The following is a 24,947-nucleotide window of genomic DNA, read 5'->3' on the forward strand; positions in this document are numbered from 1 at the left end:
TAGATCTCACAAAGGATATGACGCATGAGCTGGAATCCCGCCCTCGACCCCGATTGTCCGACTGGTGATGACGTCGACGCAATCGAAACTGTCATTGTCCCGCGCGCCCGCGATCTGGGTGATTTCGAAGTGCGCCGTGCCTTGCCTGCGCCCAAGCGGCAGATGGTCGGCCCGTTCATCTTCTTCGATCAGATGGGTCCGGCAGAATTCATCACGGGGCAGGGGGTCGATATCCGACCCCATCCTCATATTGGCCTGTCCACCGTGACCTACCTTTATGAAGGCAAGTTCCACCACCGCGACAGCCTTGGCACAGACCAATGGATCGAACCGGGGGCCGTGAACCTTATGACCGCCGGCCACGGGATCACCCATTCCGAGCGGATTGACGGCGAGATGCTCAAACAGCCCTACAAACTGGCCGGCATTCAGACGTGGATCGCTCTTCCGAAAGATGCCGAAGACAATGCGCCCGACTTTGTGCATGCCGCAAAGGCCGAGCTTCCCTTTCTGGAGGGTGAGGGCAAATCCCTGCGCCTTATCCTGGGCACGGCCTATGGTGAGGCCGCCCCCGTCGCGACCCCGTCCGAGATGTTCTACGCGGATGCGCTGTTGGAGCCGGGGGCCAAACTGCCCATGCCGGATGATCACGAAGATCGCGGGGCATATGTGGTGGACGGAAGTGTCAGCGTCGCGGGCCAGACCTTTGAAAAGGGTCAGATGATGGTGTTCCGCCCGGGCGACCGCGTATCGATGACCGCGGGCGACCAAGGCGCGCGGGTGATGATCCTGGGCGGCGAGACCCTGGAAGGGCCGCGCCATATCTGGTGGAACTTTGTGGCTTCGTCGAAAGAGCGGATCGAAGAGGCGAAAGAGGCCTGGCGCCAAGGCGATTGGCAACATGGCCGCTTCCAACTTCCGCCGACCGATGACGCAGAATTCATTCCATTGCCCGAGAGGTGACAGCCCGGCGCGGCCCCCGTAATGTCCGCGGACATCGGCATTGGCAACGGCCTGAGGGTGTTTTGAAGTCGTCCCCGTTTTGTGCATTGGGTTTCGTGCTGTCCTTGGCAGCGTCCGAAGGCATGGCATTCTCACCGGATGCTTGTGCCGAGAACTATATCTCCGATGATCTGCCCATTGATGCGCGGGCAGGCGCATTGCTGGACTATTTCGTGGAACCGGGCCAATTGGGCAGCCCGCTGATTTGTACGTTGGTGCCGAGCGATGTCTACGGCCCGATGATCCAGATTTCAGAGGCGATTTCGGACGACCCGAACGCGGCCTTTGTTCAGTATTTCCCCGACACCGTGCAAATCCTGCGTGCCGAAGGGGACGGCGCGGGGCTGGTTCTGTCGGCCTGCGGGCCGATCCCGCAGGATCTGCCGCCCGAGCGTTACCCGGGCGGGTTCTGGTGCCGTGTCGACGCCTCCGCCGGGCGGGGCGTCGTCTTGGATCTGGAATATGATGCGGCAGGCGCGCTGGCCTGGCTGAATTTCGAGGTCTCGGCGCAAGAGACGGGCATTCTGGCCAACTCCACGCTCGCCCCGGTTCTTGGCGAAACCGCGCCTGATGATATTCGCGCAGGTGTGTTTCTAGGCGGATCAGAGACAACGTTCCTGTTGCGCTATGCGCGCTCGGCGAACGTGTTTCGCATGGTTGAGCTGCAATCCATCATCGATCTCTACCGGGCGCAGCGTGACGCCCCACAGGATATGACCATCGTAGTCGAAGCAGGCGATCCCGAAACGGGCCCGTTTGCGCAGATGGAGGTCTCGGCCCAGGTGCTGTCCGAGATCATGGCAGAGCTGCGCGTGCTGGAGGATTTGATCCGCACCCATCGCGGATTGTAACACCGTCCCTTGCGCTTGGCGGATCGCCCATGCACCGTCCGGCCATGTCATCTGGCCTTGTCATGCATATTCGCCCGGCTTTGCCGCAGGACCTGCCCGAGATCGCGCAGCTGCATGAGGCGAACTGGCGGCGGGACTATGCGGGAACTCTGCCCGAATACGCTTTGGGCACATATTTGTCCGACTATATGGAGCGCAAATGGCACAATGGCGCTTTGGTCGATCGCCGCTGCCTGGTGGCGCGCGATGGGGCCGGCGCTCTGCTGGGATTCGCAGCGATGCTGGATGCAGGCCCTGACGGATCGGCCTTCCTCGACAACCTGCATGTCGCGCCTGCGTTCCGGGCCCAAGGGGTCGGGCGGGCCTTGATGTCGTCAGTCGCGGTGCTGGCCATTCCCGGCGCGCTCTCGCTGGAGGTGCTGAGCGCCAACAAGCAGGCCCGTGCCATCTACAAAGCGTGGGGCGGAGCGGAGAGCACGGAGTTCGCCGATGAGGTCCTTGGCGTCACCGTGCCTGCCGTCACAGTCATCTGGCGCGATACGGTCTGGTTGGCCGACCGGCTGAGCGGGGCGGACGTATGAGCACCGGAACCCCAACCCGCGCCATCGTGCTGATCCTGATCGGCATGGCCTGCATCTCGGTCAACGACACGCTGATCAAGCTGCTCTCGGGGGGCTATCCGCTGCATCAGATGGTGTTCATCCGGTCGATCATCGGGCTGTGCTTCACCGCGATCCTCCTCATGGGAGAAGGGGGCTTGGCCCTTCTGAAGACAGACCAACCGGGGCTGCACCTTGTGCGAGCGATCCTGATCGTGATCGCGAACATGACCTTTTTCGCCGCGCTCGCCGTGATGCCATTGGGTGTGGCCACGGCCCTGTTCTTTGTGGCGCCGCTCTTTATTACGCTTCTGGCGATCCCGGTCCTGGGGGAGCAGGTTGGCGTCCATCGCCTGACGGCACTGTTGGTGGGCTTTGCGGGCGTGGGCGTGATGATGTTGCCCGCCAGCGATTGGGGGGCGGTGCCGACGGGCGCGCTGTTTCTGCCGGTTGTTGCGGCTGCGTGCTACGCGGGCATGCAAGTGATGACCCGCAAATTGGGGGCCAAATCGGCGGCCTCGGCCATGGCGATCTACATTCAGGTGGCATTTATCGGCGTCTCGATCCTGTTCTGGATCAGTGTGGGTGACGGGCGGCTTGCCGGTCAGGTGCAAAATGAAAGCCTCGTTTTCCTGCTGCGCGCATGGATTTGGCCTGCCAGTGAGGACCTCTGGAAATTTGCGATCCTTGGATTGATGTCAGGCATGATCGGTTATTGCCTGAGCCAGGCCTACCGCCTTGGGGATGCGGCGACGATTGCGTCCTACGAATATGCGGCTTTGCCCATGGCGATCGCTCTTGGCTGGCTGGTCTTCGGGGAACGGCCCGGCTGGGTGATGCTTGCAGGCACCGCCCTGATCGCCGGTGCAGGCCTTTATGTTTTCGCCCGCGAACGGCGCCGTGCAGGCGTTGGGCCAGCAGCAGAACGCCCGATCCGACGGGGCTAGAGCGGGCAAGCAAGACGCGGGCAATCGAAAAGCCGCAAATCCAAGCAACCGACCGCTTGACGGGGCAGGCGGCTGGCCCTAAACCGCCCCTCACGCCGGGTTGCCCGGTGTAAAGGGTGAGCGGTTGTAGCTCAGTTGGTTAGAGTACCGGCCTGTCACGCCGGGGGTCGCGGGTTCGAGCCCCGTCAACCGCGCCACCACCCTTTGCACGACGCACTCTCCGGCCGATGCGCGGTTGTAGCTCAGTTGGTTAGAGTACCGGCCTGTCACGCCGGGGGTCGCGGGTTCGAGCCCCGTCAACCGCGCCACTTGTTCGTTCTGGGATCCCGCATGAACCGCCTCTGCTCCGCTGCATTGATATCGCTTGGCCTGTCAGCGCCCGTCTGCGCGGATGAACCCGAGGCGATACCGCCAATCCTGCAGCTTCCATTGGATATTGCCGTGCTGGTCGGGGCCGGGTCAGACGATGTTTTGGAACGGTTGGAACAGCAATTCCCGGATCACCGTGTCCGTTTGAGCAATATGGTCGCTCCGGTGGACGATGAGATGTTCTGGGTCATTGAAGGTACCCTGAGCATCACCCAAGACCCGGTGCGCGTATTTGGCCTGTCGTGCACGCAATATGGTATCGCAACGCGGGATTACTTTGGCGGGAACACCGATCTGACCGCTCTGGACCAAATCATTTTGATTGAAGCGAGTGTCCGCGCGGATGACCTTGCCGTTTGGCCTGAGGACGCGGGTGCGGTGTTAAACTGCACAACTACGCTGGTCGCCCCGACCTCTGACACTGCGATCGATTTGGATGAGGCACAGATCGACGGGCTCCTTGCCGAATATTTTGCTGTGCGCGTTTGGGAAGATGACCCGTTCGGCCTTGGGTCGGACACCCGTGAAGTGACGGCAACGGAGGCCGCGCGCGTTGACGCAATGTTTTTGAATCGGCAATCATTTCGCTCCAAGGGATCCGTGTGGGCGTCCAAACCCGCAGTTTCGCCCTTGTCGGCGGTGTGTGACCCATTGTGAGATCCCAGGCGGCAGCTTAGCCTCTGCGACCATGAAAACCGGCCTGATTTCACTTGGTTTCGCCTTACTGGCGACAGGCCCGCTTGCCGCACAACCACTGAACTTTCCCTTGGCGGAGATATTGGCCCTTGCGTCCCATGCCGATGCACAGGCCGACAGGTTTCTAGACCGGTTGGAGGCGGCGCTGCCCGGCGTGCAATTTGAGCCATCGCCCGAGATCGCCTCTGTCGACGATCCGTTTCGGTGGGCGCTTGGCGGGATATTTGGCGGCGAGGGGGCCTCGCCGCGCCCAGGTGCACTGTTCGGATGCGCGCGCTACGGGGTGGCGACCCGCGACCTCTTCACCGAATACGGCTTTGCACGACCTGAGACGTTTGGATTGATGGGTGCCGTCTTGCCCTTGGCCGATGACGCGGAGGTTTGGCCCGAGGCCGCGGTGGCCCGGCTGCATTGCACCTTCATCTGGGACGATGCCGAAACCGTGGCGATCCTGCCTGAGGCCGCGGCCGCTGCCGGGTTGCGCGCAGTCTACGCGCAGGTGGAAATTGAAACCGGTGGGCTGTTTTTGCCGCTTCTGGGTGAGGACGGCTTCAGACTGTCAGGGCGGAACGACGCCGGTGACAGCATTGTATGGGTCGAAAGTGGCGATGTGATCCTGACCAACGGTCACCAACAGGTATCCTTTCGCGCCTTCCTGATCGGCGGCGCTGTCTGAGGCGGAGGGCAAGGCGGCCATTGCCCTCCGCCTCAGATCCCGCAGGCGTTTGCGACATGTGGAGAGGGCGAAGGGGGCGCTGCCCCCAAACCCCCGGCATATTTGACGAACAAAGAGGGCGGGCGCGCGTCAGCCTTTGTGGATCCACCCGCCGCCGAAGATTCGGGTGCCGGTCGGGTCGTAGAAAACGCACGCTTGGCCGGGGCTCACACCTTCTTCGGCCACGACAAGCTCAACCTCAGCCTCGGTGGCGGAAATTGGGCGGATCGTGGCCCCGCGCGGCGGACGGGTGGAGCGGATTTTGACATCCAGTTCCCAAGCCTCGCGGCTGTCGAACGGGGCATCGCCAAGCCAGTTGATCTCGCGCACTGGTACGGTGCGTGTGCTCAGCGCCTCTTTCGGGCCCACGATCACGCGCCGCGCGTCCGGGTCCAGTTTCACCACGTAGAGCGGGTCGCTCAAACCGCCGATGCCAAGGCCGCGGCGTTGACCAATCGTGTAGTGGATCACACCGCGATGCTCGGCCAGGACATTGCCGTCCATATCCACGATCTCGCCGGGATCCGCCGCACCTGGGCGCAGCTTTTCGATCACAGCCGCGTAGTTGCCGTTCGGCACAAAGCAAATGTCCTGACTGTCGGGCTTGTCCGCCACGCTCAGCCCGTATTTTGCGGCCAGCGCGCGGGTCTCGGCCTTGGAGGCCAGATGACCAAGCGGGAAACGCAAGTAGTCAAGCTGCTCTTGCGTCGTGGAAAACAGAAAATAGCTCTGGTCGCGCGCGGCATCGGCGGCGGAGTGTAGCTCCGCCTTTTGCGCCCCGATCATCCGCTGGATGTAGTGGCCGGTCGCCATGCAATCGGCCTCAAGATCTTTGGCGGTGCCCAACAGATCCTTGAATTTCACACGCTCATTGCAGCGGATGCAGGGGACAGGCGTGGCGCCCGCAAGATAGCTGTCGGCGAATTCGTCAATCACCGCATCCTTGAACACATTTTCATAGTCCAGGACGTAGTGCGGAAAACCCATCGTCTCAGCCACACGGGCCGCGTCATGGATGTCACGGCCGGCACAGCAGGCCCCTTTCTTGGCAAGTGCTGCGCCGTGGTCATAAAGCTGCAGCGTCACGCCGACGACATCATAGCCCTGTTCGGCCAGCATGGCCGCAACCACAGAAGGAATCCACGCCGCCTGACATCGCGACCACAACGCGCGTGTCTTGCGGGGCCTTTGCAAAGCCAAGGGAATTTAGGCCGTCTGCGCGGTCGAGTGCCATATCGGTTTGCCCAATTGAAGGTGTGCCGCAGCCATATAGGAAAAAGCCGAGACATCTCAAGGCGCGCTTACTTGATCTTAAGGCTCAACGGTCACAGTGCCCGCGACCCAAGAACAAAAGCTGTGAGGCCGAGATGTACATTCGAAAAATCCAGGGGCCCCATGCGGTCACCCTGCCCAACGGGGCGACACTGACCCGGTCAGACCTGCCATCGCCCAAGACCACGCGCTGGGTGGCCAGCCGTAAGGCAGCGGTGGTTCACGCCGTCGATCATGGATTGATGACGGCGGAAGAGGCGATTCGCACCTATTCCCTATCTGAAGAGGAATTGGAAAGCTGGCGCCTGGCTGTTTTGAAACACGGCGAAAAAGCCTTGAAAACAACGGCTCTGCAGAAATTTCGCGAATAAACCGCAAAAGAAAAGTGATATTTTGGAGAAATAGCACCGTGCAGGTAACGTGTAATTAACCATTTCGACGAAGAGTGGAGTTAACAAACGAGTTTAATTGGAGAGAGCTGATGCGGGTTCTGCTTGTCGAAGACGATCCTACCACGTCGCGCAGCATCGAAATGATGCTGAATCACGCGAACCTGAATGTCTATTCAACCGACCTCGGAGAAGAGGGAATGGACCTTGCGAAGCTCTACGATTACGACATCATATTGCTTGACCTGAACCTGCCTGACGTCTCGGGGCATGAGGTTCTGCGCCATCTGCGCACTGCCCGGGTCGAGACGCCCATTCTGATCCTGTCCGGCCTCGACGATCCTGAGAACAAGCTCAAAGGGTTCGGTTTCGGCGCAGATGACTATCTGACCAAGCCCTTCCACCGCGAAGAACTTGTGGCCCGTATCCACGCCATCATCCGGCGCTCCAAGGGCCACGCTCAATCCGTGATCGAAACCGGGCGGATCTCCGTCAATCTCGATGCGAAGACGGTGGATGTCGAAGGCGCGCCGGTGCACCTGACCGGCAAGGAATATCAGATGCTCGAACTCCTTTCGCTGCGCAAAGGGACCACGCTGACGAAAGAGATGTTCCTCAACCATCTTTACGGCGGCATGGATGAGCCTGAACTCAAGATCATCGATGTCTTCATCTGCAAACTGCGCAAGAAATTGTCCGAGGCGACCGGCGGCGACACCTATATCGAAACAGTGTGGGGCCGTGGATATGTTCTGCGCGATCCGGTGCCACAAGCCGAGCAGATGGACATGGCCGCAACCGGCTGAACTGCTTTCCCTGCAGCAAGACCGAAAGACGGCCCTTGGCAATCGCTCGGGGCCGTTTTTCTTTGTGCCGAACCGCCTGCTCAACCGCGTCGCTCTGGACCATCGCTGCGCCGCGACCTACACCCAAGAGCGGAGGCATCGTTCGGGGGAATTGGCCATGTCGAAACAGACCGACACACCGACAAAAGAGGCATCAACGCTCGATGCGAAGGCCGCCGAAGCGCGCCTTGCCGAACTGGCCCATCTGCTTGGGGCCGCCAATGACGCCTATTATCAGGACGATGCGCCAGAGCTAAGCGATGCCGAATATGACAGGCTGAAACGTGAGAACGCCGCGCTTGAGGCGCAGTTTCCGGATCTCAAACGCGCCGACAGCCCCTCAGATCAGGTCGGCGCCGCGCCATCTGCAGGATTTTCCAAAATCACCCATGCCGAGCGGATGCTGTCGCTCTCAAACGCATTTGACGCGAGTGATGTACAGGATTTCGTAAATGGCATCCGCAGGTATCTGGGGCTGAAAGAAGCCGCGCCTCTGCCGTTCACGGCAGAGCCCAAGATCGATGGCCTGTCGCTTTCCCTGCGTTATGAAGGCGGAAAACTCGTGCACGCTGCCACGCGGGGAGACGGCACAACGGGCGAGAACGTCACCGCCAATGCCCGCACGATCAGCGACATCCCGACATCTCTGACCGACGCGCCGGAGATCCTCGAAGTGCGCGGCGAGGTCTATATGTCCCACGCCGACTTCGCGGCCCTGAATGCGCGCCAGGAAGAAGCCGGTGACAAGGTCTTTGCAAACCCGCGCAACGCGGCCGCAGGCTCACTCCGCCAATTGGACCCTAACATCACCAAAGCGCGCCCTCTGAAATTCTTCGCCTATGCGTGGGGAGAGCTCAGTGCCCCGTTGGCCGAGACCCAGACAGGCGCTCTGTCCCGCCTCGAGGCGCTCGGGTTTCAAATCAACGACCACACGAAAACCTGCCAAAACAGCGAGGAAATGCTGGCGCACTACGCGAGTATTGAGGAGGGGCGCGCAGACCTTGGCTATGACATCGATGGCGTTGTCTACAAGGTCGACGATCTCTCCTACCAGCGCCGCCTCGGAATGCGTTCCACAACGCCGCGTTGGGCCATCGCCCATAAGTTCCCGGCCGAGCTTGCCTGGACCACGCTTGAGGCCATCGATATCCAGGTTGGCCGCACCGGCGCGCTCAGCCCGGTCGCCCGCCTGAAACCCGTGACCGTGGGCGGGGTCGTCGTCTCCAACGCGACCCTGCATAATGAGGATTACATCGCGGGCCGCGACGCCAATGGTGCGCCCATTCGCCCCGATGAAAAGGAGTCGGCAAGGATATCCGCGTGGGCGATACCGTCCAGATCTACCGCGCCGGCGATGTGATCCCGAAAGTGGCCGATGTCGATCTGTCCAAACGCCCCGCCAACGCGGCGCGATACGTCTTTCCCGTCACCTGCCCGGAATGCCAAAGCCAGGCGATCCGCGAAGAAGGTGACGCGGTGCGGCGCTGCACGGGCGGGCTGATCTGCCCGGCCCAGGCCGTCGAGAAGCTCAAGCACTTCGTCTCGCGCGCCGCATTCGACGTCGAAGGGCTTGGCGCCAAGCAGGTCGAGGCCTTCCACACGGACGGCTGGGTCAAGGAACCCGCCGACATCTTCACCCTGCGGGATCGCTTTGGGCAGGGCCTCCAACAGCTCAAGAACCGCGAGGGCTGGGGGAGAAATCGGCCGAGAACCTGTTCCAGGCCATTGACGAAAAGCGCGAAATCCCACTTGCGCGTCTGATCTTTGCCCTTGGCATTCGTCATGTTGGCGAGGTTGCCGCGGCAGATCTCGCGCGCCACTACACCAGCTGGGATGCGCTGGCGCAAACCGTCGATGCGGCCGCCCCCGCGGCAACCGCACACCGCGCCGCGGAAGAGGCGATCGTAGCGGAGCGTGCCAAGGCCGCAGACGAAGGCCGCCGCGCCAATCTGTCCGCCGCACGCGAAGCCGCCTGGGCGGACACCCCGCCGGACGCGAAAGCGGCCTGGGACGACCTGACCGGCATCGACGGCATCGGCGCAACCGTCGCCGTGTCGCTTGTGACGACCTTCCAGCAAACGACCGAGCGTGCCTCGATCGACCGATTGGTTGCCATGCTCCGCCCCACGGCGCCTGAAGCACGGGCAACCGACAGCCCCGTGGCAGGCAAAACGGTGGTCTTCACCGGCAGCCTCGAAAAGATGACCCGCGCCGAAGCCAAGGCGCGCGCGGAAAGCCTTGGCGCCAAGGTCTCGGGCAGCGTGTCTGCCAAAACGGACCTTCTGGTGGCAGGGCCCGGGGCCGGGTCAAAGGCTACCAAAGCGGCGGAACTGGGGATCGAGACCATCGACGAAGATGGATGGCTGGCATTGGTGGGCGATGGCTGAGCAGGTCCCAAAAGGTCGGCCAGAGCTTCTGTTCCCGCTCTTCGCCGGGCTGGAGACGCTGGATGGTGTCGGTCCGAAAACGGCCAAACACTATGCCGGGATCGGGGTGGAGACCCCCAAGGACCTGATCTTGACGCTCCCCTCCGGCGGGCTCGACAGGACCCGGCGCGCGTCGATCCGCGATGTGCCACTACCGGGGCTTGCCACGGTCGAGGTCACGATAGGCAAGCACCACAAACCGCGCGGGCGCGGGCCCTACCGCGTCGATGTCGAAGATGCGCAAACCGCATTTCAGCTCGTCTTTTTCCACGCCCGCGGCGATTACCTGGAACGTCAACTGCCCGTGGGCAGCCGTCGGGTCGTGTCCGGCAAGGTGGAACTTTACGACGGCATCGCGCAGATGGCCCATCCCGACCATATGCTGCCCCCGAAGAAGCAGCCGACATCCCGGAATTTGAACCGGTCTACCCCCTGGCACAGGGCCTGACCCAGCGCGGTGTGCACAAGGCCATGGCCTCCGCGCTCACGCGGGTGGAATATCTCGGGGAATGGATCGACCTCGATCTGCGCAAGGAAAAGAAATGGCCCGCTTGGGCCGATGCAATAGCTGAGGTTCACGCGCCCAAAAACATGGGCGACCTGAGCCGGGCTACGCCCGCGCGCGAACGTCTGGCCTATGATGAGTTGTTCGCCCACCAACTCACGCTGTCCCTCGCCCGCGCACACCGGCGCAAGCAGCCCGGTCTCGTGACTGCCAGTGACGGGCATCTGCGCACAAAGGTGCTTGCCGCCTTGCCCTATGCGCCAACGGGCGCCCAGACCCGCGCAATCCAGGAGATCACCGATGATATGGCGCGCCCGCACCGCATGAACCGCCTGCTGCAGGGCGATGTCGGGGCGGGCAAAACCCTTGTGGCGTTCATGGCCCTGTTGGCGGCCGTCGAAGCGGGCGGGCAGGGCGTGATGATGGCCCCGACCTCGATCCTTGCGGGGCAGCACTACCTGAACCTCAAACCCCTGTCCGATGATGCCGGCGTGGTGTGTGAGATCCTGACAGGAGCGGACAAGGGCAAAGCCCGCGCGGCAAAGCTCGCCGCCCTCAGGTGCGGCGATATCCACATCCTCGTGGGCACCCATGCCGTGTTCCAGGACGATGTTGAATTTGCTGATCTGCGTCTCGCCGTGGTCGACGAACAGCACCGCTTCGGCGTGCGCGAACGGGTCCGGCTCAGCCAAAAGGGCGAAGCGCTGGACGTTCTGGTGATGACCGCCACACCGATCCCCCGGACGCTCAGCCTTGCGCAGTATGGCGATATGGATGTCTCGGTTCTGGATGAAAAACCGCCGGGCCGGACGCCAGTAAAGACCGCCTTGGTCTCCACAGCGCGGATTGACGAGGTGGTCGGACGCCTGCGCAAAGCCCTCGACGAAGGGCGGCAGGTCTATTGGGTCTGCCCCTGGTTGAGGAAAGCGAAGTCTACGACGCGACCGCAGCGGAAGAACGCTTCAAGATGCTGCGGGCCGCTTTGGGTGACGATGTCGTGGCATTGGTCCATGGTCAGATGCCACCGGCCGACAAGGACGCCATCATGGCGCGCTTCAAAGCGGGGGAGACGCGGGTGCTGGTCGCCACAACCGTGATCGAAGTGGGCGTCGACGTGCCCAATGCCTCGATCATGGTGATCGAGCAGGCCGAGATCTTTGGCCTGTCCACGCTGCACCAACTGCGGGGGCGCGTGGGGCGCGGCTCAGCGGAAAGCACCTGCCTTTTGATGTTCCGCGACCCTTTGGGCGAAACCGCACGCCGCCGCTTGCAAGTGATGCGAGAGACCGAAGATGGCTTCCGCATCGCGGAAGAGGATCTTGCGATCCGCGGGGCAGGGGATCTGATCGGAACCGCCCAATCCGGCTTGCCGCGCTTTCGCATTGCAGACCTTGAGGAACAAAGCGCCCTGCAGGCCCTGGCCCAGAACGATGCGCGCGCCCTTCTCGCCCTTGATCCCGACCTTGTCGGCGCGCGCGGACATTCTGCGCGGGTCCTTTTGTGGTTGATGGAACAGGACAAGGCGATCCGCCTTCTTGGGGTCGGTTAACCTAGGGGCATGAGAACAAAACGCGTTTTGTTCTCAAATGTTCTTAAAAAGTTCTTTACAATTTTATCGATACATGAGAACAAAGCATCAACAAGACGTTAACAACACCCTTCGGAGGTCACCATGATCCACCAAGCCACTCAGATCCTCGCACGGTCGCGCAACACGCTGATGTATGACCTGGCCGGTGTGGTGGCCTTGGCCGCGATCACCGTTGGCATGCTTTTCCTGCCGGGTGCTGTGTAACTCTTACCTGTTTCTGCCTGCGGTCCATTTTGGGTTCCGACCTTACGCGACTTGTCCCCGCCTAAGATCATCTGACGACCCCTCAGCTCCCTGCCTCGGAGCGCCTCGGATACGCATTCCTCCGCCGCCACCCGAGCCCCGGGTGTGCGGCGGTTTTTTCTGATGTGGTGTTGGGGATCAGGCGCAGGCGGCGCGTTCCGCTTCGGCCATGGCTTCAGACGTGGCCTCCAGCGCCAGCAGGATCGACGCATGGCGATTGCGGTAGTCGCGTGCCGGTTCCAGCACTTCATATCCGTCGAACGGGGCCGCTGGCACGGGGCCTCCATCCTTCAGCATCGCGCGAAGGGCATCGCGCGCGCCCTCGATCTCTGCCCGGCTGCGCCCGATGACGGACTGCCCCAGTATAGCGGCCGAGGCCTGGCCCAGGGCGCAGGCCTTCACATCCTGCCCGAAGCGCGAGATCACCCCATCTGTCATGTCGAGATCGACAGTCACGGTTGACCCGCACAAGGGCGCGCGCTTTTTGACACTGGCCTGTGGCGCATCGATCCTTCCGCGATGCGGAATATCCGCTGCCAGCGCCAGGATGCGCTGGGAGTAGAGCTTGATCAGGTCGCTATCGCTGGCCATGGCTTTGCCTTTCGGTACGTCCTCCCATAGGTAGCGGCGGACAATTGATTTGCAAAGAGGTGCGACATGGCGGCCTTCGATCCTTCAAGCCTTTGTTACGACGCCAACGGCTTGATCCCGTGTATCGCCCAACAAGACGGATCGGGTGAGGTCCTGATGATGGCGTGGATGAATGCCGAGGCCGTCGCCAAGACGCTTGAGACCAAGCGCGTCACCTATTGGAGCCGCTCGCGGGCCAGCTTCTGGATCAAGGGGGAGACATCGGGCCACACACAGGAATTGGTGGATCTGCGCGTGGATTGCGACCGGGATTGCCTCTTGGCCATCGTGCGCCAAACCGGCCCGGCCTGCCACACGAACCGGCGGGTCTGCTTCTACACCTCTGTGACCTCGGGCGACAAAGTGGAGCTGATGGCCCCGGAATAGGTTTCTTGCTTGCGCGCAAGCGCGCGTTGGGGCGCTGCCCCAAACCCCGGCATATTTCTGGAACAAAGAGGGCGGCGCGCGCCTAGAGGCCAACCATGGCGCGGATGTCTTGCGGGGTTGCGCCCTCAGCGCGGTGTTTCGAGATCGCGCGCGCATCATCGCGTTTGGCAAGGCGCTTGCCGTGTTCGTCGCGGATCAGGCGGTGGTGGTGGTAATCGGGGATCGGTACGTCCAGCAGATAGGCCAGAAGGACATGGATCGGCGTGGCATCGAACAGGTCCATGCCGCGCGTGACAAGGGTCACGCCTTGCGCGGTATCGTCGACCACAACACTCAGGTGATAGGCCGCGGCCTGACCCTTTCGGGCGACCACGACATCTCCAATGCCGCGCAGCATCGCGTCAGGGTCAAGCACGTGATTGCCGGGCTGCTCAGGGCCAATCTCAAGGAACGCAGGCAAAGGCCCTTTCGCCAATGCCTTTTCCATGTCGAGCCGGATCGCATCATCAGGTTTGAGATCCGACATGGCGCGCCCCCGACAGGTGCCGGGATAGATCCGCCCGTCCGGCCCGAATTCCGGCACACCTTCTTGCGGCGCACCTGCGGCTGCGGCGATATCGCCACGTGAGCAGGAACAGGGGTAGATCAATCCCAACGCGTCCAATTGCGTCAAGGCGGCGCGAAACCTGTCCTCGGACCGGGATTGGCGCAAGACCGGTTCGGGCCAGTGCAGGCCGAGCCAAGCCAAATCCTCGAACGCCATGGCCTCAAATTCCGGCTTCGACCGGACCCGGTCGATATCATCCATCCTCAGCAGGAAGGTCCCACCGGCTGCCTGTGCCAGATCAAAGGCCGTCAGCGCCGAAAAGGCGTGCCCAAGATGCAGCGGCCCGGTGGGCGAAGGCGCGAAGCGGGTTATCACGCTTTGCGCAGGATATAGATGGAAGACTTCATGTCCTTGCCCGGAAGGTGATCGCCATAGGCCTCATGGATCAATTCCGCGCTTGTCCGCGCTTTGGCGAGCGCATCCATGTAGCTTTGGTCCGCCAAGGTCGCATCGTTGTAGCTGAACCCAAGAAGTCCGCCGGAGGGCAGGGCTTCGAGCAAGCCATGAAGGGTTTCGGCAGGGGCGGCGCCGAGGCTGACGACCCCGATGGCAGCGATGATCTGGTAGCCACCGGGCGGCAGGTCGCCGGGTTGGCCCGCCCATGTTTTGCGGTAGGCGCCCGTCTCGCTTGCTCTTTCCAGCATTTCCGGTGTGATGTCGGTGCCGTCGATGGTCGAAAATCCCTCCGCCGCCAGCGCCATGCCCGACAGGCCGGTGCCGCAGCCGAAATCGAGCAGCGGCGCGTTCAAATCCGGCGCGGCCTGGGCCAATGCCTTGGCCAGACGGCCCGGCGTCGCATAGCCCGCGCCTTGCACATCGGCATCGTAGGTGTTGGCCCAATCGCTGTAGAGCGCGCGGGTTTCCTCAGGGCTGCGGGGCTGCCAAAGCGGTTTGTCGAACGTTGCCATGGGCGGAGGTTAACCGCGCTTGGGCAAAGCCGTCCAGATCACTCCGCCGCTTGGGCCTGTGGCGACAACCACGCTGTCCAATCCGCCTTGGCGCGATCAGTATAGGCTTTGTAGCGATCCTTGCGTCCGCGCCGCCCGCCTTTGAGGCCTTCGACCGGTGGAAACAGGCCAAAATTCACATTCATCGGCTGGAAGGTCTTGGCCTCCGCCCCGCCAGTGATGTGGGTGACCAGCGCGCCCATCGCGGTTGTATGCGGAACAGCGGGCAGACTTTGGCCATGATGCTCGGCAGCAGCGAGGCGGCCGGCGAGCAGGCCCATCGAGGCCGACTCAACATACCCCTCCACCCCGGTGATCTGGCCCGCAAAGCGGATATGCGGCTTGGACCGCAAGCGCATCTGATCGTCCAGCAGCGTGGGTGAGTTGATGAAGGTGTTGCGGTGGATGCCGCCGAGACGCGCAAATGATGCGTCCTGAAGCCCGGGAATCATAGCAAAAACAGCCTTTTGCGCGCCGTACTTCATCTTGGTCTGGAAGCCCACGATATTGTATAGCGTCCCCAGCGCGTTGTCGCGGCGCAGCTGCACCACGGCCCAGGCCTTGGTCTGCGGATCATGGGGGTTTGTCAGGCCGACAGGTTTCATCGGCCCATGGCGCAGCGTATCACGCCCCCGTTCGGCCATCACCTCAATCGGCAGGCAGCCATCAAAGTACGTGGCCGTCTCGCCCTCCTTGAACACGGTCTTATCGGCCTCCAGCAGCGCGTCGATGAAGGCCTCGTATTGATCCTTCGTCATCGGGCAATTGATATAGGCCTCACGCTCTTCAACCGTGTCACCCTTATCGTAGCGGGATTGCCGCCAGGCCACGTCCATATCGATCGTGTCGGCATAGACGATGGGGGCGATGGCATCGAAGAAGGCGAGGCTTTCCTGCCCTGCCTCATCTGCGATGGCTTGCGCCAGCGCGCCGCCGGTCAGCGGGCCAGTCGCAATGATGGTGGGGCCGCTTTCGGGCAGGGCGGTGATCTCATCCTCGACGATCTCGATATTCGGATGGGCACGCAGCTTGGCGGTCACCGCCTCAGCGAACAGGTCGCGGTCCACGGCCAGCGCGCCACCGGCGGGCAGTTTATGCGCGTCCGCCGTGGTCATGATGATCGAGCCCGCCGCGCGCATTTCCCAATGCAGAAGGCCCACGGCATTCTGTTCATCATCATCCGAGCGGAAGGAGTTCGAGCATACCATTTCGGCCATATTGCCTGTGCGATGGGCAAAGGTTTCGACCTTTGGCCGCATCTCGACAATGCGCACCTTGAGGCCTGCATTTGCGGCCTGCCACGCGGCCTCGGACCCGGCCATGCCGCCGCCGATAATGGTAAGATCTGTCATGGGGGGGATGTAAGCGAACGGTGGCGAAAGGAAAAGGGCCGCGCAACCTCGGGTGTTGGCGACCCTTTTCGGGGACCGGTTGGTCTATCTGCTGTCGTGATGGAAACGCTCAGGCGAAGATGTTTTCCAGATCATCCTCGTCTGCCAGCGTGCGCGGCGATGCCAAAGGCGCAATGCGCTCTGATCCGCGTCGGCGGGAAACCGGACGGCTGACCACGGATTCATCGTGGCGCACCTTGGACAGGCTGGCGCGGCGCGGGCGGTTTTTGGGGCGCAAGGTGGCCAACGCCTCTTCTGTACCATGCAGCGCCGCGCGGGCCATGATCGCGTCCACACGGCGCGGTACGATCTTGCGATGCACCAGACGCCGGCGGCGACGGTCCCCGGACAGGCTGGCCTCGCCGTAGGTCAAAAGCAGCGCAGCAATCAGCGCCAAATCACGCCAAAAGGCCCCAAGCTCATCCGCTACGCCCAGTTGGACCATGGCGACATAGCTTGCAAAGAAGGTCATGAGCGCGATCAGCAAGGCCGCGACCCGTGTCGCCAGCCCGATCATAATCATGAAGGAGAAGATGAAAACCAGTCCAGCCGCCGCGGCCGATGCATAGGGTTCCGGCAGGATTGCCTCGAATAGGATGCCCAGGCTGGTGCCTGGGATGATCTTCAGCGAAACGGCCAAGAAATAAGAAGCAATCAGTACGCGCAGCGCAGTTTGTGCTGCAGAATTGAACGTTACGCGGTCTGCGGTTCCGGTGCTCATGGCAGGACCCCTTTCCTCGTATGCGCTCTGTCAGCCGTGTCGTCTGTTGCGGTGCCCTTCGGACGTTTTGAACCACAATTCGAACACGACATGGGTATCAGAGCGTCACGATTGGTTCGATTCTTTGGACAATTTGCGTGCGGAAAGTGAATTAATTCTGTTCGAATTGAGGCGGCAGGAAAACCGCGGCGCTCAGGGTGCCGGCCTCAACGCTGTATCGCGAAGCGGCCCGGACCATGAGCGGCCAGCATCAGGTAGCCGCCCGCGATGACCCAGTTCTTGAAGGCAATGGTCATCTGCCAGGGATCGTCCATCAGGATGTGGAAGATACTGGTCACCACGCAATACCCCGCCGCCAGAATGCCCAATGGACGCGTGGCGACCCCCAGCGCAATACCAATCCCGGCAATCGTCGTGAACGCGGCGGCGGGCCAGATCATCCAGCCGGGCAGGGCGGCCAGCGCCAGAAGCGCTTGCGCCTCGGACGGGGAGGCAACTTTCTGAACCGTTCCCGCAACCATCAGCGCCGCAAGAAGCAAGCGCCCGGCAAGGGCCAGTCCGTCAGCCACGTTTTTCAAGGCTGTCGGCAATCCGCTCCAGCGCGGCAACCTGACGTTCATGTAACGCGATCTGGCGCTGTTGGTTGGCGGCAATCTGTTCGTTCGTCGCCTGCACGTTGCGCCCCCGGCGCAGGCCAAGCGCGAACATGATTGTCACAACGACGATGAACGCGAGGGCGGCATAGACAAGAACGTCCTCGCTCATTCTGCGTCGGCCTCGCCGTCCGTTTCGTTGCCTTCAATCACTTCTGCGTCCTCATCCCCCTGATCCGCGATATAGGCCACGCTGACCACTTCCTCGCCCTTGCCAGTGTTGAAGACTTTCACACCGCCCGCAGACCGCGACCGGAAGGAAATCCCATCAATCGGTACGCGGATCGACTGGCCCTTGGAGGTCGCCAGCATAATCTGGTCGTCCATATCCACCGGGAAGCTCGCCACCAGATCGCCGCCGCGCATGGCCTTATCCATCGCCATGACACCTTGGCCCCCACGTCCGCGCACGGGGTAGTCGTGGCTCGACGACAGCTTGCCCGCACCGCCCGACGTTATCGTCAGGATCAGGTCTTCGGCCGCCGACATCTCGGCATACCGCTCCTGCGAAAGCTGCCCCTCGGCGATTTCTTCCTCGTCCGGATCGGCCTCTTCCTCTGGCGCACCGGCCATCAGGCGGCGCTGCTTGAGGTAGGCCACGCGTTCGGACGCCTCCGCATCGAAGTGGCGGATGATCGACATCGACACGACCTCATCGCCCTCGGCCAGCTTCACGCCCCGAACACCGGTCGACGCGCGGCTGTTGAACACCCGCACATCCGTCGCAGGGAAGCGGATCGCGCGACCCTTCTTGGTGACCAGCATCACATCATCATCATTCGACGCAATGCGCGCATTGATCATGCGCCAGCCTTCGCTCTCACCCTCAAACTTCATCGCAATCTTGCCATTGCGCATGACATTGGCGAAGTCAGACAGAGCATTCCGGCGCACCGTTCCCCGGTCGGTGCAGAACACGACCTGCAACTCGTCCCAGTGATCCTCATCCCGGTCCACGGGCATGATCGCCGCAATCCCGGTGCCAATCTCAATCGGCAGGATGTTCACAATCGCCTTGCCACGTGAGGAGCGTGAGCCTTGCGGCAAGCGCCATGTCTTCAGCTTGTAGACCATGCCGCCCGTCGTGAAGAACAACAGCGGCGTATGCGTGTTGGCGACAAACAGCGACGTCACCACGTCGTCATCCTTCATCGAGCCACCCGACAGCCCCTTGCCGCCACGCTTCTGCGCCCGGAAATCGGCCAAAGGCGTGCGTTTGATGTAGCCGCCCTGGGTGATCGTCACGACCATATCTTCGCGCTCGATCAGATCCTCATCTTCCATATCGCCGGACCAATCGACGATCTCCGTGCGACGGTCGACGGCAAATTTCTCACGCACTTCGGCGAGTTCGCCGCTGATGATCTCAAGAATCCGCTCGCGCGAGGCGAGGATCGCGAGGTACTCCTTGATTTTGCCCGCCAGCTCTTCGAGCTCGTCCGTGACTTCCTTCACACCCAGTTGTGTGAGGCGCTGCAACCGCAATTCAAGGATCGCGCGCGCCTGTGTTTCCGACAGGTTGTAGGTGCCATCTTCATTGGCCGTATGGGTCGGATCATCGATCAGCTTGATGAACGGCAGGATCTCCTCGGCAGGCCAAGCCCGCGTCATCAACTTGGCGCGCGCCTCAGGCGCATCCGCCGACGCCCGGATCGTGCGCACAACCTCGTCTACGTTCGAAACCGCCACGGCCAGACCACAGAGCACGTGCGCCCGGTCGCGCGCCTTGCGCAATTCAAAGGCCGTCCGCCGCGCCACGACCTCTTCCCGGAAGTCTAGGAAGGCGGTCAGGAACCCGCGCAGCGTCAATTGCTCCGGCTTGCCGCCATTCAGAGCCAGCATGTTGCAGCCAAACGAAGTCTGCATCTGCGTGAACCGGAACAGCTGGTTCAACACGACCTCAGGCGTCGCATCGCGCTTCAGCTCGATCACCACGCGCACACCGATCCGGTCAGATTCGTCCGCCACGCCGGAAATTCCATCAATCTTCTTCTCACGCACCAGTTCCGCGATCCGCTCGATCATCGACGCCTTGTTCACCTGATACGGGATCTCGTCGATGACAATGGCGTAACGGTCCTTGCGGATTTCCTCGGTCCGCGTCTTGGCGCGGATAATCACCGACCCGCGCCCTTCCAGATACGCCTTCCGCGCGCCGGACCGGCCAAGGATAATCCCGCCCGTCGGAAAATCCGGGGCCGGGACGTATTCGATCAACTCTTCCGACGACAAATCCGGGTTCTCGATCAGCGCCTGGCAGGCATCGATCACCTCACCCAGATTGTGCGGCGGAATGTTGGTGGCCATGCCGACGGCAATACCCCCCGCGCCGTTGACCAGCATGTTCGGGAAGCGCGACGGCAGAACAGAAGGTTCCTGCTGCTTGCCATCGTAATTATCGACAAAATCGACCGTGTCCTTGTCGATATCGGCCAGAATGTAGGCCGCGGGCGCGTCCATCCGCACCTCGGTATAGCGCATGGCCGCCGGGTTATCCCCGTCCATCGAGCCGAAATTGCCCTGCCCATCGAGAAGCGGCAAAGACATCGAGAAGTCCTGCGCCATTCGCACCAGCGCGTCATAGATCGCGCTGTCGCCATGAGGGTGGTACTGGCCCATCACGTCGCCCACGGGCCGCGCCGACTTGCGGTAGGACTTGTCGTGGGTGTTCCCAGTCTCGTGCATCGCAAACAGGATGCGGCGGTGCACGGGCTTCAACCCGTCGCGCAAATCGGGGATCGCGCGGCTAATAATGACGCTCATCGCGTAGTCGATGAAGCTGGTCTTCATCTCCGCCGTGATGTCGATGCTCGGGCCGCTATAGGCAGGCCGCGCAGGCAGGGTTTCGCCCCCGTCTGTTGGGGGATCTTCTGGGGTGTCAGGAGTGTCCGTCAAAGTCTCGCCTGTCCGCTACGTTTTACGCTATATTTTGTTGCCGGTAGCATACCGTGCCGCGACATAAGGTGCAATGGCAGCGGCGTATTTTGGCAGCCCATCCTCACATTTGCTAACAAATTGTTTTCTTTGAATATTAACGATTCCATAGCAGGCTGGTGGTCGGAACGGGAGGGCAACACAAAAGAGGTGCCGCAAAATGACCGAGACCGAGCTGATGTTGAAAGGATACGGGCTAACTACCGCCGAGATGATTTACAGGATGCCAGACTACCAAAACGTGCTGAACACGTTTGTCTGGCAAGACTACGATCTCGCGCCCGATTACCCGAAATTATTTGAGTTCATTGAATTCTGGCAGGACGAAATCGAAGGGCCGTTGCATACGGTCCGCTTCACCCACCGCAAGGTGATAGCACCGGGCGAATGGCGCAACGTAACGGGTGAATTCACGCTGCATTGAAACGCGCCTAAGGGTTTAGCTCGTAGGCCGCGCCCGCTGAACCATCCCGAACAGGTCGCGGGGATCGTCGGGGTCTGCCAGCATATCCAGCCGGTCGTACATCCCGTGCCGCTCCAACGCATCGCGCACATAGCGCAGGGCGCTGAAATCTTCCGTCGCAAACCCCACGCTATCGAACAGAGTGATCTGGCGCGCGCCGCGCCGCCCCTCCGCCTCGCCCCGGATCACCTGCCACAACTCTGTCACCGGGTGATCCTCGGGCAGGGCCTGTATCTCCCCCTCGATCCGCGTTTGCGGGGGTATTCCACGAAAATGTCCGACCGCAGCAGAATATCCCGATGCAACTCCGTCTTGCCCGGACAATCCCCGCCAATCGCGTTCACGTGCACACCGGTGCCCACCATATTGTCGGTCAGGATCGTCGCATATTGCTTGTCCGCCGTGCAGGTCGTGATGATCTGCGCGCCTTCCACCGCCTCTTCCGGCGATCCGCACGCCACAACCTCCAGCCCTGAGCCCTCAAGGTTCCGGACCGCTTTCGCCGTTGCGCCCGCATCGATGTCATAGAGCCGAACCGTCTCCACCCCGCACACCGCCTTGAACGCCAGGCACTGAAACTCCGACTGCGCGCCATTGCCAATCATCGCCATGACCCGCGCGCCCTTGGGCGCCAGATGCTTCGCCACCATCGCGCTGGTCGCCGCCGTGCGCAGCGCCGTCAGCACCGTCATTTCCGACAACAACACCGGATAGCCCGTGTCCACATCCGCCAACAGCCCAAAGGCTTGCACCGTCTGCAAGCCGTCACGCGTGTTCTTCGGATGCCCATTCACATATTTAAAGGCGTAGTGCGTCCCGTCTGAGGTCGGCATCAACTCGATCACCCCCTCCGGCGAATGCGCCGCCACGCGTGGGGTCTTGTCGAACAGCTCCCACCGTTTGAAATCGGCCTCGATCGCATCGGCCAGTTCCACCAACATCCGTTCCAGCCCGATTGCATGAATCAGGGCCATCATGTTGGCGACGGAAACGAAGGGCACAAAGGCGCGCTCTGAAGGCTTGGGCAGGTTCATGCGGCAAACCCTCCGGCAAAGGGGCGGGTGGGACGGTCAAAGATCTTGCGCCCCATCAGCGATGCGACCAACTCAACCATCAGCGAGGCTGTGCGCCCGCGCTCGTCCAGGAACGGGTTCAACTCCACCAGGTCCAGCGACGTGACCAAGCCGCTTTCATGCAACATCTCCATCACCAGATGCGCCTCGCGATAGGTCGCCCCGCCCGGCACCGTGGTGCCCACCGCCGGTGCTATAGATGGGTCGAGGAAATCGACATCGAACGACACATGCAGTGCGCCGCCGGCCTCCGCCACACGTGCCAGAAAGGCGCGCAAGGGGGCCGCAATCCCGTGCTCATCAATTGCACGCATGTCGTGCAAATCCACCGGCAAGCCGTCCAACGCCGCCCGCTCCGGCGCATCGACGGAACGCAGGCCCATCATGCATACATTCTCTTCCGGGATCGGGGCAGGGACGTCCGGGAAGGCGTCAAATCCCGGCTGGCCCGTCACATAGGCCACCGGGCAGCCATGCAGATTGCCCGATGTAGTGGTCTCGGGCGTATTGAAATCGGTATGGGCATCCAGCCACAGCAGGAATTGCGGGCGGTCTTGCGCCTTCGCGTGCGCCGCAACCCCCGAAACCGTTCCCATCGACAAGGCGTGATCGCCGCCCAGGAAGATCGGAAACCCCTCCGCCATGGCCGCCTCAGCGGCCCCCATCAGGGCCTCGGTCCATCCCACGGTCTCGGGCAGGGCATGCAATTGCGGATGCTCCGGCAGATCGTTCGGGGCAGGGGAGACATTTCCGGCATCGTGGACGGAGACACCCAAATCCCGCAGCGCCCGCGGCAGGCCCGCAACGCGGAACGCGTCCGGCCCCATCAGGCAGCCTTGCCGCGCCTTGCCGCAATCCATCGGCGCCCCAACCAATATGCAATCCTGTCTCATCGCCACATCCGCTCTGTTCCGTTTTACCGATCATCCGCGCATGTTGAGGGGTAGTTAAGCAGCCACATTGCACAATTTGCGCGCAGATCGTGCAAAACGGTGCTATAGGCTGCCGATATGGATGAAATTGACCGAACCCTCTTATCCGCTTTGCGCCGCGATGGCCGGGCCTCCCTCTCGGATCTGGCGGCGACGCTTGGCGTTACACGCGCAACCGTGCGGGCCCGGATCGAAAAGCTGGAACTGCGCGGCGTGATCCGCGGCTATACCGTGCAGACCGCGCAGGACCTTATGGATGCGCCGGTGCGCGGCCTGATGATGCTGGCCATCTCCGGCCCGGGGCCGAGCGGGTAATGCACCGGCTGACGGGTCATGCGGCCGTCAAGCAGGTGCATTCCACAAATGGCAAATGGGATCTGATTGCCGAGATCGGGACCGAAACCCTGGAAGAGTTCGACCGCACCCTGTTCGACATCCGCCGCATCGACGGGGTGGAAACGTCTGAAACCAGTCTGCTGTTGAACAGCCGCAAAGGCGGGCGACGCACCTAAGCGGGACGACGCGCGGCCATCACCCAGATCGCCGCCAAGACCAGGCACGCAAGCCCGTTCCAAGACGCCATACTCAGGCCCAGGAATTCCCACGCGACCTCATTGCACAGGACCAATTGCGGCCCGCTTGTGGTGTCGAACAGGTCCTCAACGCTCATCGCTCCCAAATCCTGCGCCGCAGAGGCCCTGCAAACCTGCGGCCCGTCCCACCATGCCCGCTCCACCCCCGTGTGCAGCAGGGCAAGCCCGGCACCGACCAACGCCGTCGCAGCGCCAAGCCAGGCGAGGATTGCATGGGGGATCACGACACCAACAACCGAAAGCACAATCGCGATCCGGTGCGGCCAGCGTTGCCACAGGCACATCGCACAGGGCAGCAAGCCCACAACATACTGAAAGTAGAGCGCACCCAGAAACATGCCAAGCGACCCAAGCCCGGCAATCGCGATCAGATGTCTGCGCGTCAACGTCACAGGAACCTCAATACATAGAAGCCGCCCACAAGCAGGACGCAAAACAGAATGAACATCAACCCAAGGCGCTTCTCGATGAAGTCGCGGATCGGCTCCCCGAATTTCCACAGCAGACCGGCAACAATGAAGAACCGCAGTCCGCGCGCGACGATAGACGTTATGATGAATGTCCCCAGCGGCATGCCTGTCCAACCCGACATGATCGTGATGACCTTGTAGGGGAAGGGGGTCAGCCCGGCGATCAGGACAGCCCAGAAGCCCACGCCATTAAAGCGCTCGTTGAATTCCTCGATCCGTTCCAACTTGCCGAGCGATTCAAAGATCGGCCGTCCGATTTCCTCAAAGGCAAAGGCCCCAATGGCATAGCCCAAAAGCCCGCCAAGGACCGATGAGATCAGGCAGACACCCGCAATGACCCAGGCCTTTTTCGGGCGCGCCAGGATCATCGGGATCATCAGGACATCAGGCGGGATCGGAAAGACCGAGCTTTCGGCAAAACTGACAATGGCCAGGACCCACAGCGCGTGGCGATGCCCGGCAAATCCCATCACCCAATCATAAAGGCGGCGTAGCATAATGTGTGTGTCCTGCTCGAAACGTTTTGCGATGGGTGCCGCATCGCCGCGCGACGGTCAAGGCAGGCCCGCCGCCCGTTGACGCCGCCCGCAGGCGGAGGTAAGCGACAGTCCACTGGGCCCGAGTGGCGGAATTGGTAGACGCAGGGGATTCAAAATCCCCCGCCGCAAGGCTTGTCGGTTCGAGTCCGACCTCCGG

22 protein-coding genes, 2 tRNA genes and 5 pseudogenes are annotated in these 24,947 nt (G+C 61.9%); 16 read left to right on the plus strand and 13 right to left on the minus strand.

Annotated features, from left to right (window positions below):
- Positions 1-24: 24 nt before the first annotated feature.
- The 8 genes from ACZ1HK_RS23805 to ACZ1HK_RS23840 all read left to right on the plus strand — a co-directional run bounded on the left by ACZ1HK_RS23805 (position 25) and on the right by ACZ1HK_RS23840 (position 5,140).
- A complete protein-coding gene (locus ACZ1HK_RS23805) occupies positions 25-963 on the plus strand; it encodes a pirin family protein (protein ID WP_472630781.1) in 939 nt (312 codons plus the stop codon).
- 122 nt (positions 964-1,085) lie between these two features.
- Positions 1,086-1,853, plus strand: coding sequence for a hypothetical protein (locus ACZ1HK_RS23810; RefSeq protein ID WP_472630782.1), 768 nt, complete (start codon positions 1,086-1,088; stop codon positions 1,851-1,853).
- Between the two features lie 29 nt (positions 1,854-1,882).
- Positions 1,883-2,434: a GNAT family N-acetyltransferase gene (locus ACZ1HK_RS23815; RefSeq protein ID WP_472630783.1), complete on the plus strand. Its 552-nt coding sequence runs from the start codon at positions 1,883-1,885 to the stop codon at positions 2,432-2,434.
- Positions 2,431-3,399, plus strand: coding sequence for a DMT family transporter (locus tag ACZ1HK_RS23820; protein ID WP_472630784.1), 969 nt, complete (start codon positions 2,431-2,433; stop codon positions 3,397-3,399). Before ACZ1HK_RS23815 ends, ACZ1HK_RS23820 begins: the two co-directional genes overlap by 4 nt.
- A gap of 120 nt (positions 3,400-3,519) precedes the next feature.
- Positions 3,520-3,596 (plus strand) — tRNA-Asp (locus ACZ1HK_RS23825).
- 34 nt (positions 3,597-3,630) lie between these two features.
- Positions 3,631-3,707: transfer RNA gene (locus tag ACZ1HK_RS23830), tRNA-Asp, on the plus strand.
- Between the two features lie 22 nt (positions 3,708-3,729).
- Positions 3,730-4,425 (plus strand): hypothetical protein, encoded by a 696-nt coding sequence (locus ACZ1HK_RS23835; RefSeq protein WP_472630785.1) that lies wholly within the window; start codon positions 3,730-3,732, stop codon positions 4,423-4,425.
- A gap of 31 nt (positions 4,426-4,456) precedes the next feature.
- Positions 4,457-5,140: a hypothetical protein gene (locus ACZ1HK_RS23840; RefSeq protein WP_472630786.1), complete on the plus strand. Its 684-nt coding sequence runs from the start codon at positions 4,457-4,459 to the stop codon at positions 5,138-5,140.
- 129 nt (positions 5,141-5,269) lie between these two features.
- On the opposite strand, the pseudogene mnmA reads toward ACZ1HK_RS23840, so the two are convergent.
- Positions 5,270-6,413 (minus strand): annotated as a pseudogene (mnmA, locus tag ACZ1HK_RS23845) (tRNA 2-thiouridine(34) synthase MnmA).
- A gap of 133 nt (positions 6,414-6,546) precedes the next feature.
- On the opposite strand from mnmA, the gene sciP reads away from it, so the two are divergent.
- From sciP to ACZ1HK_RS23870, 5 genes and pseudogenes are all read left to right on the plus strand, one after another.
- Positions 6,547-6,822, plus strand: a complete 276-nt coding sequence (gene sciP, locus ACZ1HK_RS23850; RefSeq protein ID WP_472630787.1) for a CtrA inhibitor SciP — start codon at positions 6,547-6,549, stop codon at positions 6,820-6,822.
- A gap of 110 nt (positions 6,823-6,932) precedes the next feature.
- Positions 6,933-7,646: a response regulator transcription factor CtrA gene (gene ctrA / locus ACZ1HK_RS23855; protein ID WP_472630788.1), complete on the plus strand. Its 714-nt coding sequence runs from the start codon at positions 6,933-6,935 to the stop codon at positions 7,644-7,646.
- Positions 7,647-7,803: 157 nt separating this feature from the next.
- Positions 7,804-10,072, plus strand: a pseudogene (gene ligA / locus ACZ1HK_RS23860) (NAD-dependent DNA ligase LigA).
- Positions 10,065-12,165, plus strand: a pseudogene (gene recG, locus ACZ1HK_RS23865) (ATP-dependent DNA helicase RecG). Before ligA ends, recG begins: the two co-directional pseudogenes overlap by 8 nt.
- 123 nt (positions 12,166-12,288) lie before the next feature.
- Entirely contained in the window at positions 12,289-12,411 is a 123-nt protein-coding gene (locus tag ACZ1HK_RS23870) for a hypothetical protein (protein WP_472630789.1), read from the plus strand.
- Positions 12,412-12,588: 177 nt separating this feature from the next.
- On the opposite strand, the gene ACZ1HK_RS23875 is transcribed toward ACZ1HK_RS23870, so the two are convergent.
- Positions 12,589-13,041 (minus strand): iron-sulfur cluster assembly scaffold protein, encoded by a 453-nt coding sequence (locus tag ACZ1HK_RS23875; protein WP_472630790.1) that lies wholly within the window; start codon positions 13,039-13,041, stop codon positions 12,589-12,591.
- 66 nt (positions 13,042-13,107) lie between these two features.
- On the opposite strand from ACZ1HK_RS23875, the gene hisI reads away from it, so the two are divergent.
- The gene (gene hisI / locus ACZ1HK_RS23880) at positions 13,108-13,467 is read left to right on the plus strand and encodes a phosphoribosyl-AMP cyclohydrolase (RefSeq protein WP_472630791.1); all 360 of its coding nucleotides are present in this window, start codon (positions 13,108-13,110) and stop codon (positions 13,465-13,467) included.
- A gap of 82 nt (positions 13,468-13,549) precedes the next feature.
- On the opposite strand, the gene gluQRS is transcribed toward hisI, so the two are convergent.
- The 7 genes from gluQRS to gyrA form a co-directional block, all read right to left on the minus strand.
- A complete protein-coding gene (gluQRS, locus tag ACZ1HK_RS23885; protein ID WP_472630792.1) occupies positions 13,550-14,389 on the minus strand; it encodes a tRNA glutamyl-Q(34) synthetase GluQRS in 840 nt (279 codons plus the stop codon).
- Positions 14,386-14,982, minus strand: a complete 597-nt coding sequence (locus tag ACZ1HK_RS23890) for a class I SAM-dependent DNA methyltransferase (protein ID WP_472630793.1) — start codon at positions 14,980-14,982, stop codon at positions 14,386-14,388. Before ACZ1HK_RS23890 ends, gluQRS begins: the two co-directional genes overlap by 4 nt.
- A 38-nt stretch (positions 14,983-15,020) precedes the next feature.
- Positions 15,021-16,373 carry a methylenetetrahydrofolate--tRNA-(uracil(54)-C(5))-methyltransferase (FADH(2)-oxidizing) TrmFO gene (gene trmFO, locus ACZ1HK_RS23895; RefSeq protein WP_472630794.1) on the minus strand — a complete coding sequence of 451 codons (1,353 nt, stop codon included), beginning with the start codon at positions 16,371-16,373 and terminating at the stop codon, positions 15,021-15,023.
- 109 nt (positions 16,374-16,482) lie between these two features.
- Complete coding sequence (locus ACZ1HK_RS23900; RefSeq protein WP_472630795.1) at positions 16,483-17,133, minus strand: DoxX family protein; 651 nt, start codon at positions 17,131-17,133, stop codon at positions 16,483-16,485.
- 206 nt (positions 17,134-17,339) lie between these two features.
- Positions 17,340-17,702, minus strand: a complete 363-nt coding sequence (locus tag ACZ1HK_RS23905) for a DoxX family protein (RefSeq protein ID WP_472630796.1) — start codon at positions 17,700-17,702, stop codon at positions 17,340-17,342.
- Positions 17,695-17,898 (minus strand): hypothetical protein, encoded by a 204-nt coding sequence (locus tag ACZ1HK_RS23910; RefSeq protein WP_472630797.1) that lies wholly within the window; start codon positions 17,896-17,898, stop codon positions 17,695-17,697. Before ACZ1HK_RS23910 ends, ACZ1HK_RS23905 begins: the two co-directional genes overlap by 8 nt.
- Positions 17,895-20,681, minus strand: a complete 2,787-nt coding sequence (gene gyrA / locus ACZ1HK_RS23915) for a DNA gyrase subunit A (RefSeq protein WP_472630798.1) — start codon at positions 20,679-20,681, stop codon at positions 17,895-17,897. The genes ACZ1HK_RS23910 and gyrA overlap by 4 nt, the downstream gene beginning before the upstream one ends.
- 199 nt (positions 20,682-20,880) lie before the next feature.
- Between gyrA and ACZ1HK_RS23920 the strand changes: the two genes are divergently transcribed.
- Positions 20,881-21,144, plus strand: coding sequence for an usg protein (locus ACZ1HK_RS23920; RefSeq protein ID WP_472630799.1), 264 nt, complete (start codon positions 20,881-20,883; stop codon positions 21,142-21,144).
- Positions 21,145-21,159: 15 nt separating this feature from the next.
- Here the strand turns inward: ACZ1HK_RS23920 and ACZ1HK_RS23925 are convergent.
- Positions 21,160-22,217, minus strand: a pseudogene (locus ACZ1HK_RS23925) (ornithine cyclodeaminase).
- Positions 22,214-23,149: an arginase gene (gene rocF, locus ACZ1HK_RS23930; RefSeq protein ID WP_472630800.1), complete on the minus strand. Its 936-nt coding sequence runs from the start codon at positions 23,147-23,149 to the stop codon at positions 22,214-22,216. Before rocF ends, ACZ1HK_RS23925 begins: the two are co-directional and overlap by 4 nt.
- A 117-nt stretch (positions 23,150-23,266) precedes the next feature.
- On the opposite strand from rocF, the pseudogene ACZ1HK_RS23935 reads away from it, so the two are divergent.
- Positions 23,267-23,700, plus strand: a pseudogene (locus ACZ1HK_RS23935) (Lrp/AsnC family transcriptional regulator).
- On the opposite strand, the gene ACZ1HK_RS23940 reads toward ACZ1HK_RS23935, so the two are convergent.
- Positions 23,697-24,173, minus strand: a complete 477-nt coding sequence (locus ACZ1HK_RS23940) for a disulfide bond formation protein B (protein ID WP_472630801.1) — start codon at positions 24,171-24,173, stop codon at positions 23,697-23,699. The pseudogene ACZ1HK_RS23935 and the gene ACZ1HK_RS23940 overlap by 4 nt on opposite strands.
- Positions 24,170-24,748: a YqaA family protein gene (locus tag ACZ1HK_RS23945; RefSeq protein ID WP_472630802.1), complete on the minus strand. Its 579-nt coding sequence runs from the start codon at positions 24,746-24,748 to the stop codon at positions 24,170-24,172. Before ACZ1HK_RS23945 ends, ACZ1HK_RS23940 begins: the two co-directional genes overlap by 4 nt.
- Positions 24,749-24,947 lie beyond the last annotated feature (199 nt).

Source organism: Gymnodinialimonas sp. JB5-7, assembly GCF_055693405.1.

Excerpts from the sequence above, each read along its gene's own strand:
- ACZ1HK_RS23875 (WP_472630790.1), bottom strand. The coding sequence starts at position 13,041 with ATGGCCAGCGATAGCGACCTGATCAAGCTCTACTCCCAGCGCATCCTG.
- rocF (WP_472630800.1), bottom strand. The coding sequence starts at position 23,149 with ATGAGACAGGATTGCATATTGGTTGGGGCGCCGATGGATTGCGGCAAG.
- ACZ1HK_RS23820 (WP_472630784.1), top strand. The coding sequence starts at position 2,431 with ATGAGCACCGGAACCCCAACCCGCGCCATCGTGCTGATCCTGATCGGC.
- ACZ1HK_RS23870 (WP_472630789.1), top strand. The coding sequence starts at position 12,289 with ATGATCCACCAAGCCACTCAGATCCTCGCACGGTCGCGCAACACGCTG.
- ACZ1HK_RS23910 (WP_472630797.1), bottom strand. The coding sequence starts at position 17,898 with ATGAGCGAGGACGTTCTTGTCTATGCCGCCCTCGCGTTCATCGTCGTT.
- ACZ1HK_RS23810 (WP_472630782.1), top strand. The coding sequence starts at position 1,086 with ATGGCATTCTCACCGGATGCTTGTGCCGAGAACTATATCTCCGATGAT.
- ACZ1HK_RS23840 (WP_472630786.1), top strand. The coding sequence starts at position 4,457 with ATGAAAACCGGCCTGATTTCACTTGGTTTCGCCTTACTGGCGACAGGC.
- ACZ1HK_RS23805 (WP_472630781.1), top strand. The coding sequence starts at position 25 with ATGAGCTGGAATCCCGCCCTCGACCCCGATTGTCCGACTGGTGATGAC.
- ACZ1HK_RS23835 (WP_472630785.1), top strand. The coding sequence starts at position 3,730 with ATGAACCGCCTCTGCTCCGCTGCATTGATATCGCTTGGCCTGTCAGCG.
- ACZ1HK_RS23815 (WP_472630783.1), top strand. The coding sequence starts at position 1,883 with ATGCACCGTCCGGCCATGTCATCTGGCCTTGTCATGCATATTCGCCCG.
- ACZ1HK_RS23920 (WP_472630799.1), top strand. The coding sequence starts at position 20,881 with ATGACCGAGACCGAGCTGATGTTGAAAGGATACGGGCTAACTACCGCC.
- sciP (WP_472630787.1), top strand. The coding sequence starts at position 6,547 with ATGTACATTCGAAAAATCCAGGGGCCCCATGCGGTCACCCTGCCCAAC.
- hisI (WP_472630791.1), top strand. The coding sequence starts at position 13,108 with ATGGCGGCCTTCGATCCTTCAAGCCTTTGTTACGACGCCAACGGCTTG.
- trmFO (WP_472630794.1), bottom strand. The coding sequence starts at position 16,373 with ATGACAGATCTTACCATTATCGGCGGCGGCATGGCCGGGTCCGAGGCC.
- ACZ1HK_RS23900 (WP_472630795.1), bottom strand. The coding sequence starts at position 17,133 with ATGAGCACCGGAACCGCAGACCGCGTAACGTTCAATTCTGCAGCACAA.
- ACZ1HK_RS23890 (WP_472630793.1), bottom strand. The coding sequence starts at position 14,982 with ATGGCAACGTTCGACAAACCGCTTTGGCAGCCCCGCAGCCCTGAGGAA.
- ctrA (WP_472630788.1), top strand. The coding sequence starts at position 6,933 with ATGCGGGTTCTGCTTGTCGAAGACGATCCTACCACGTCGCGCAGCATC.
- ACZ1HK_RS23945 (WP_472630802.1), bottom strand. The coding sequence starts at position 24,748 with ATGCTACGCCGCCTTTATGATTGGGTGATGGGATTTGCCGGGCATCGC.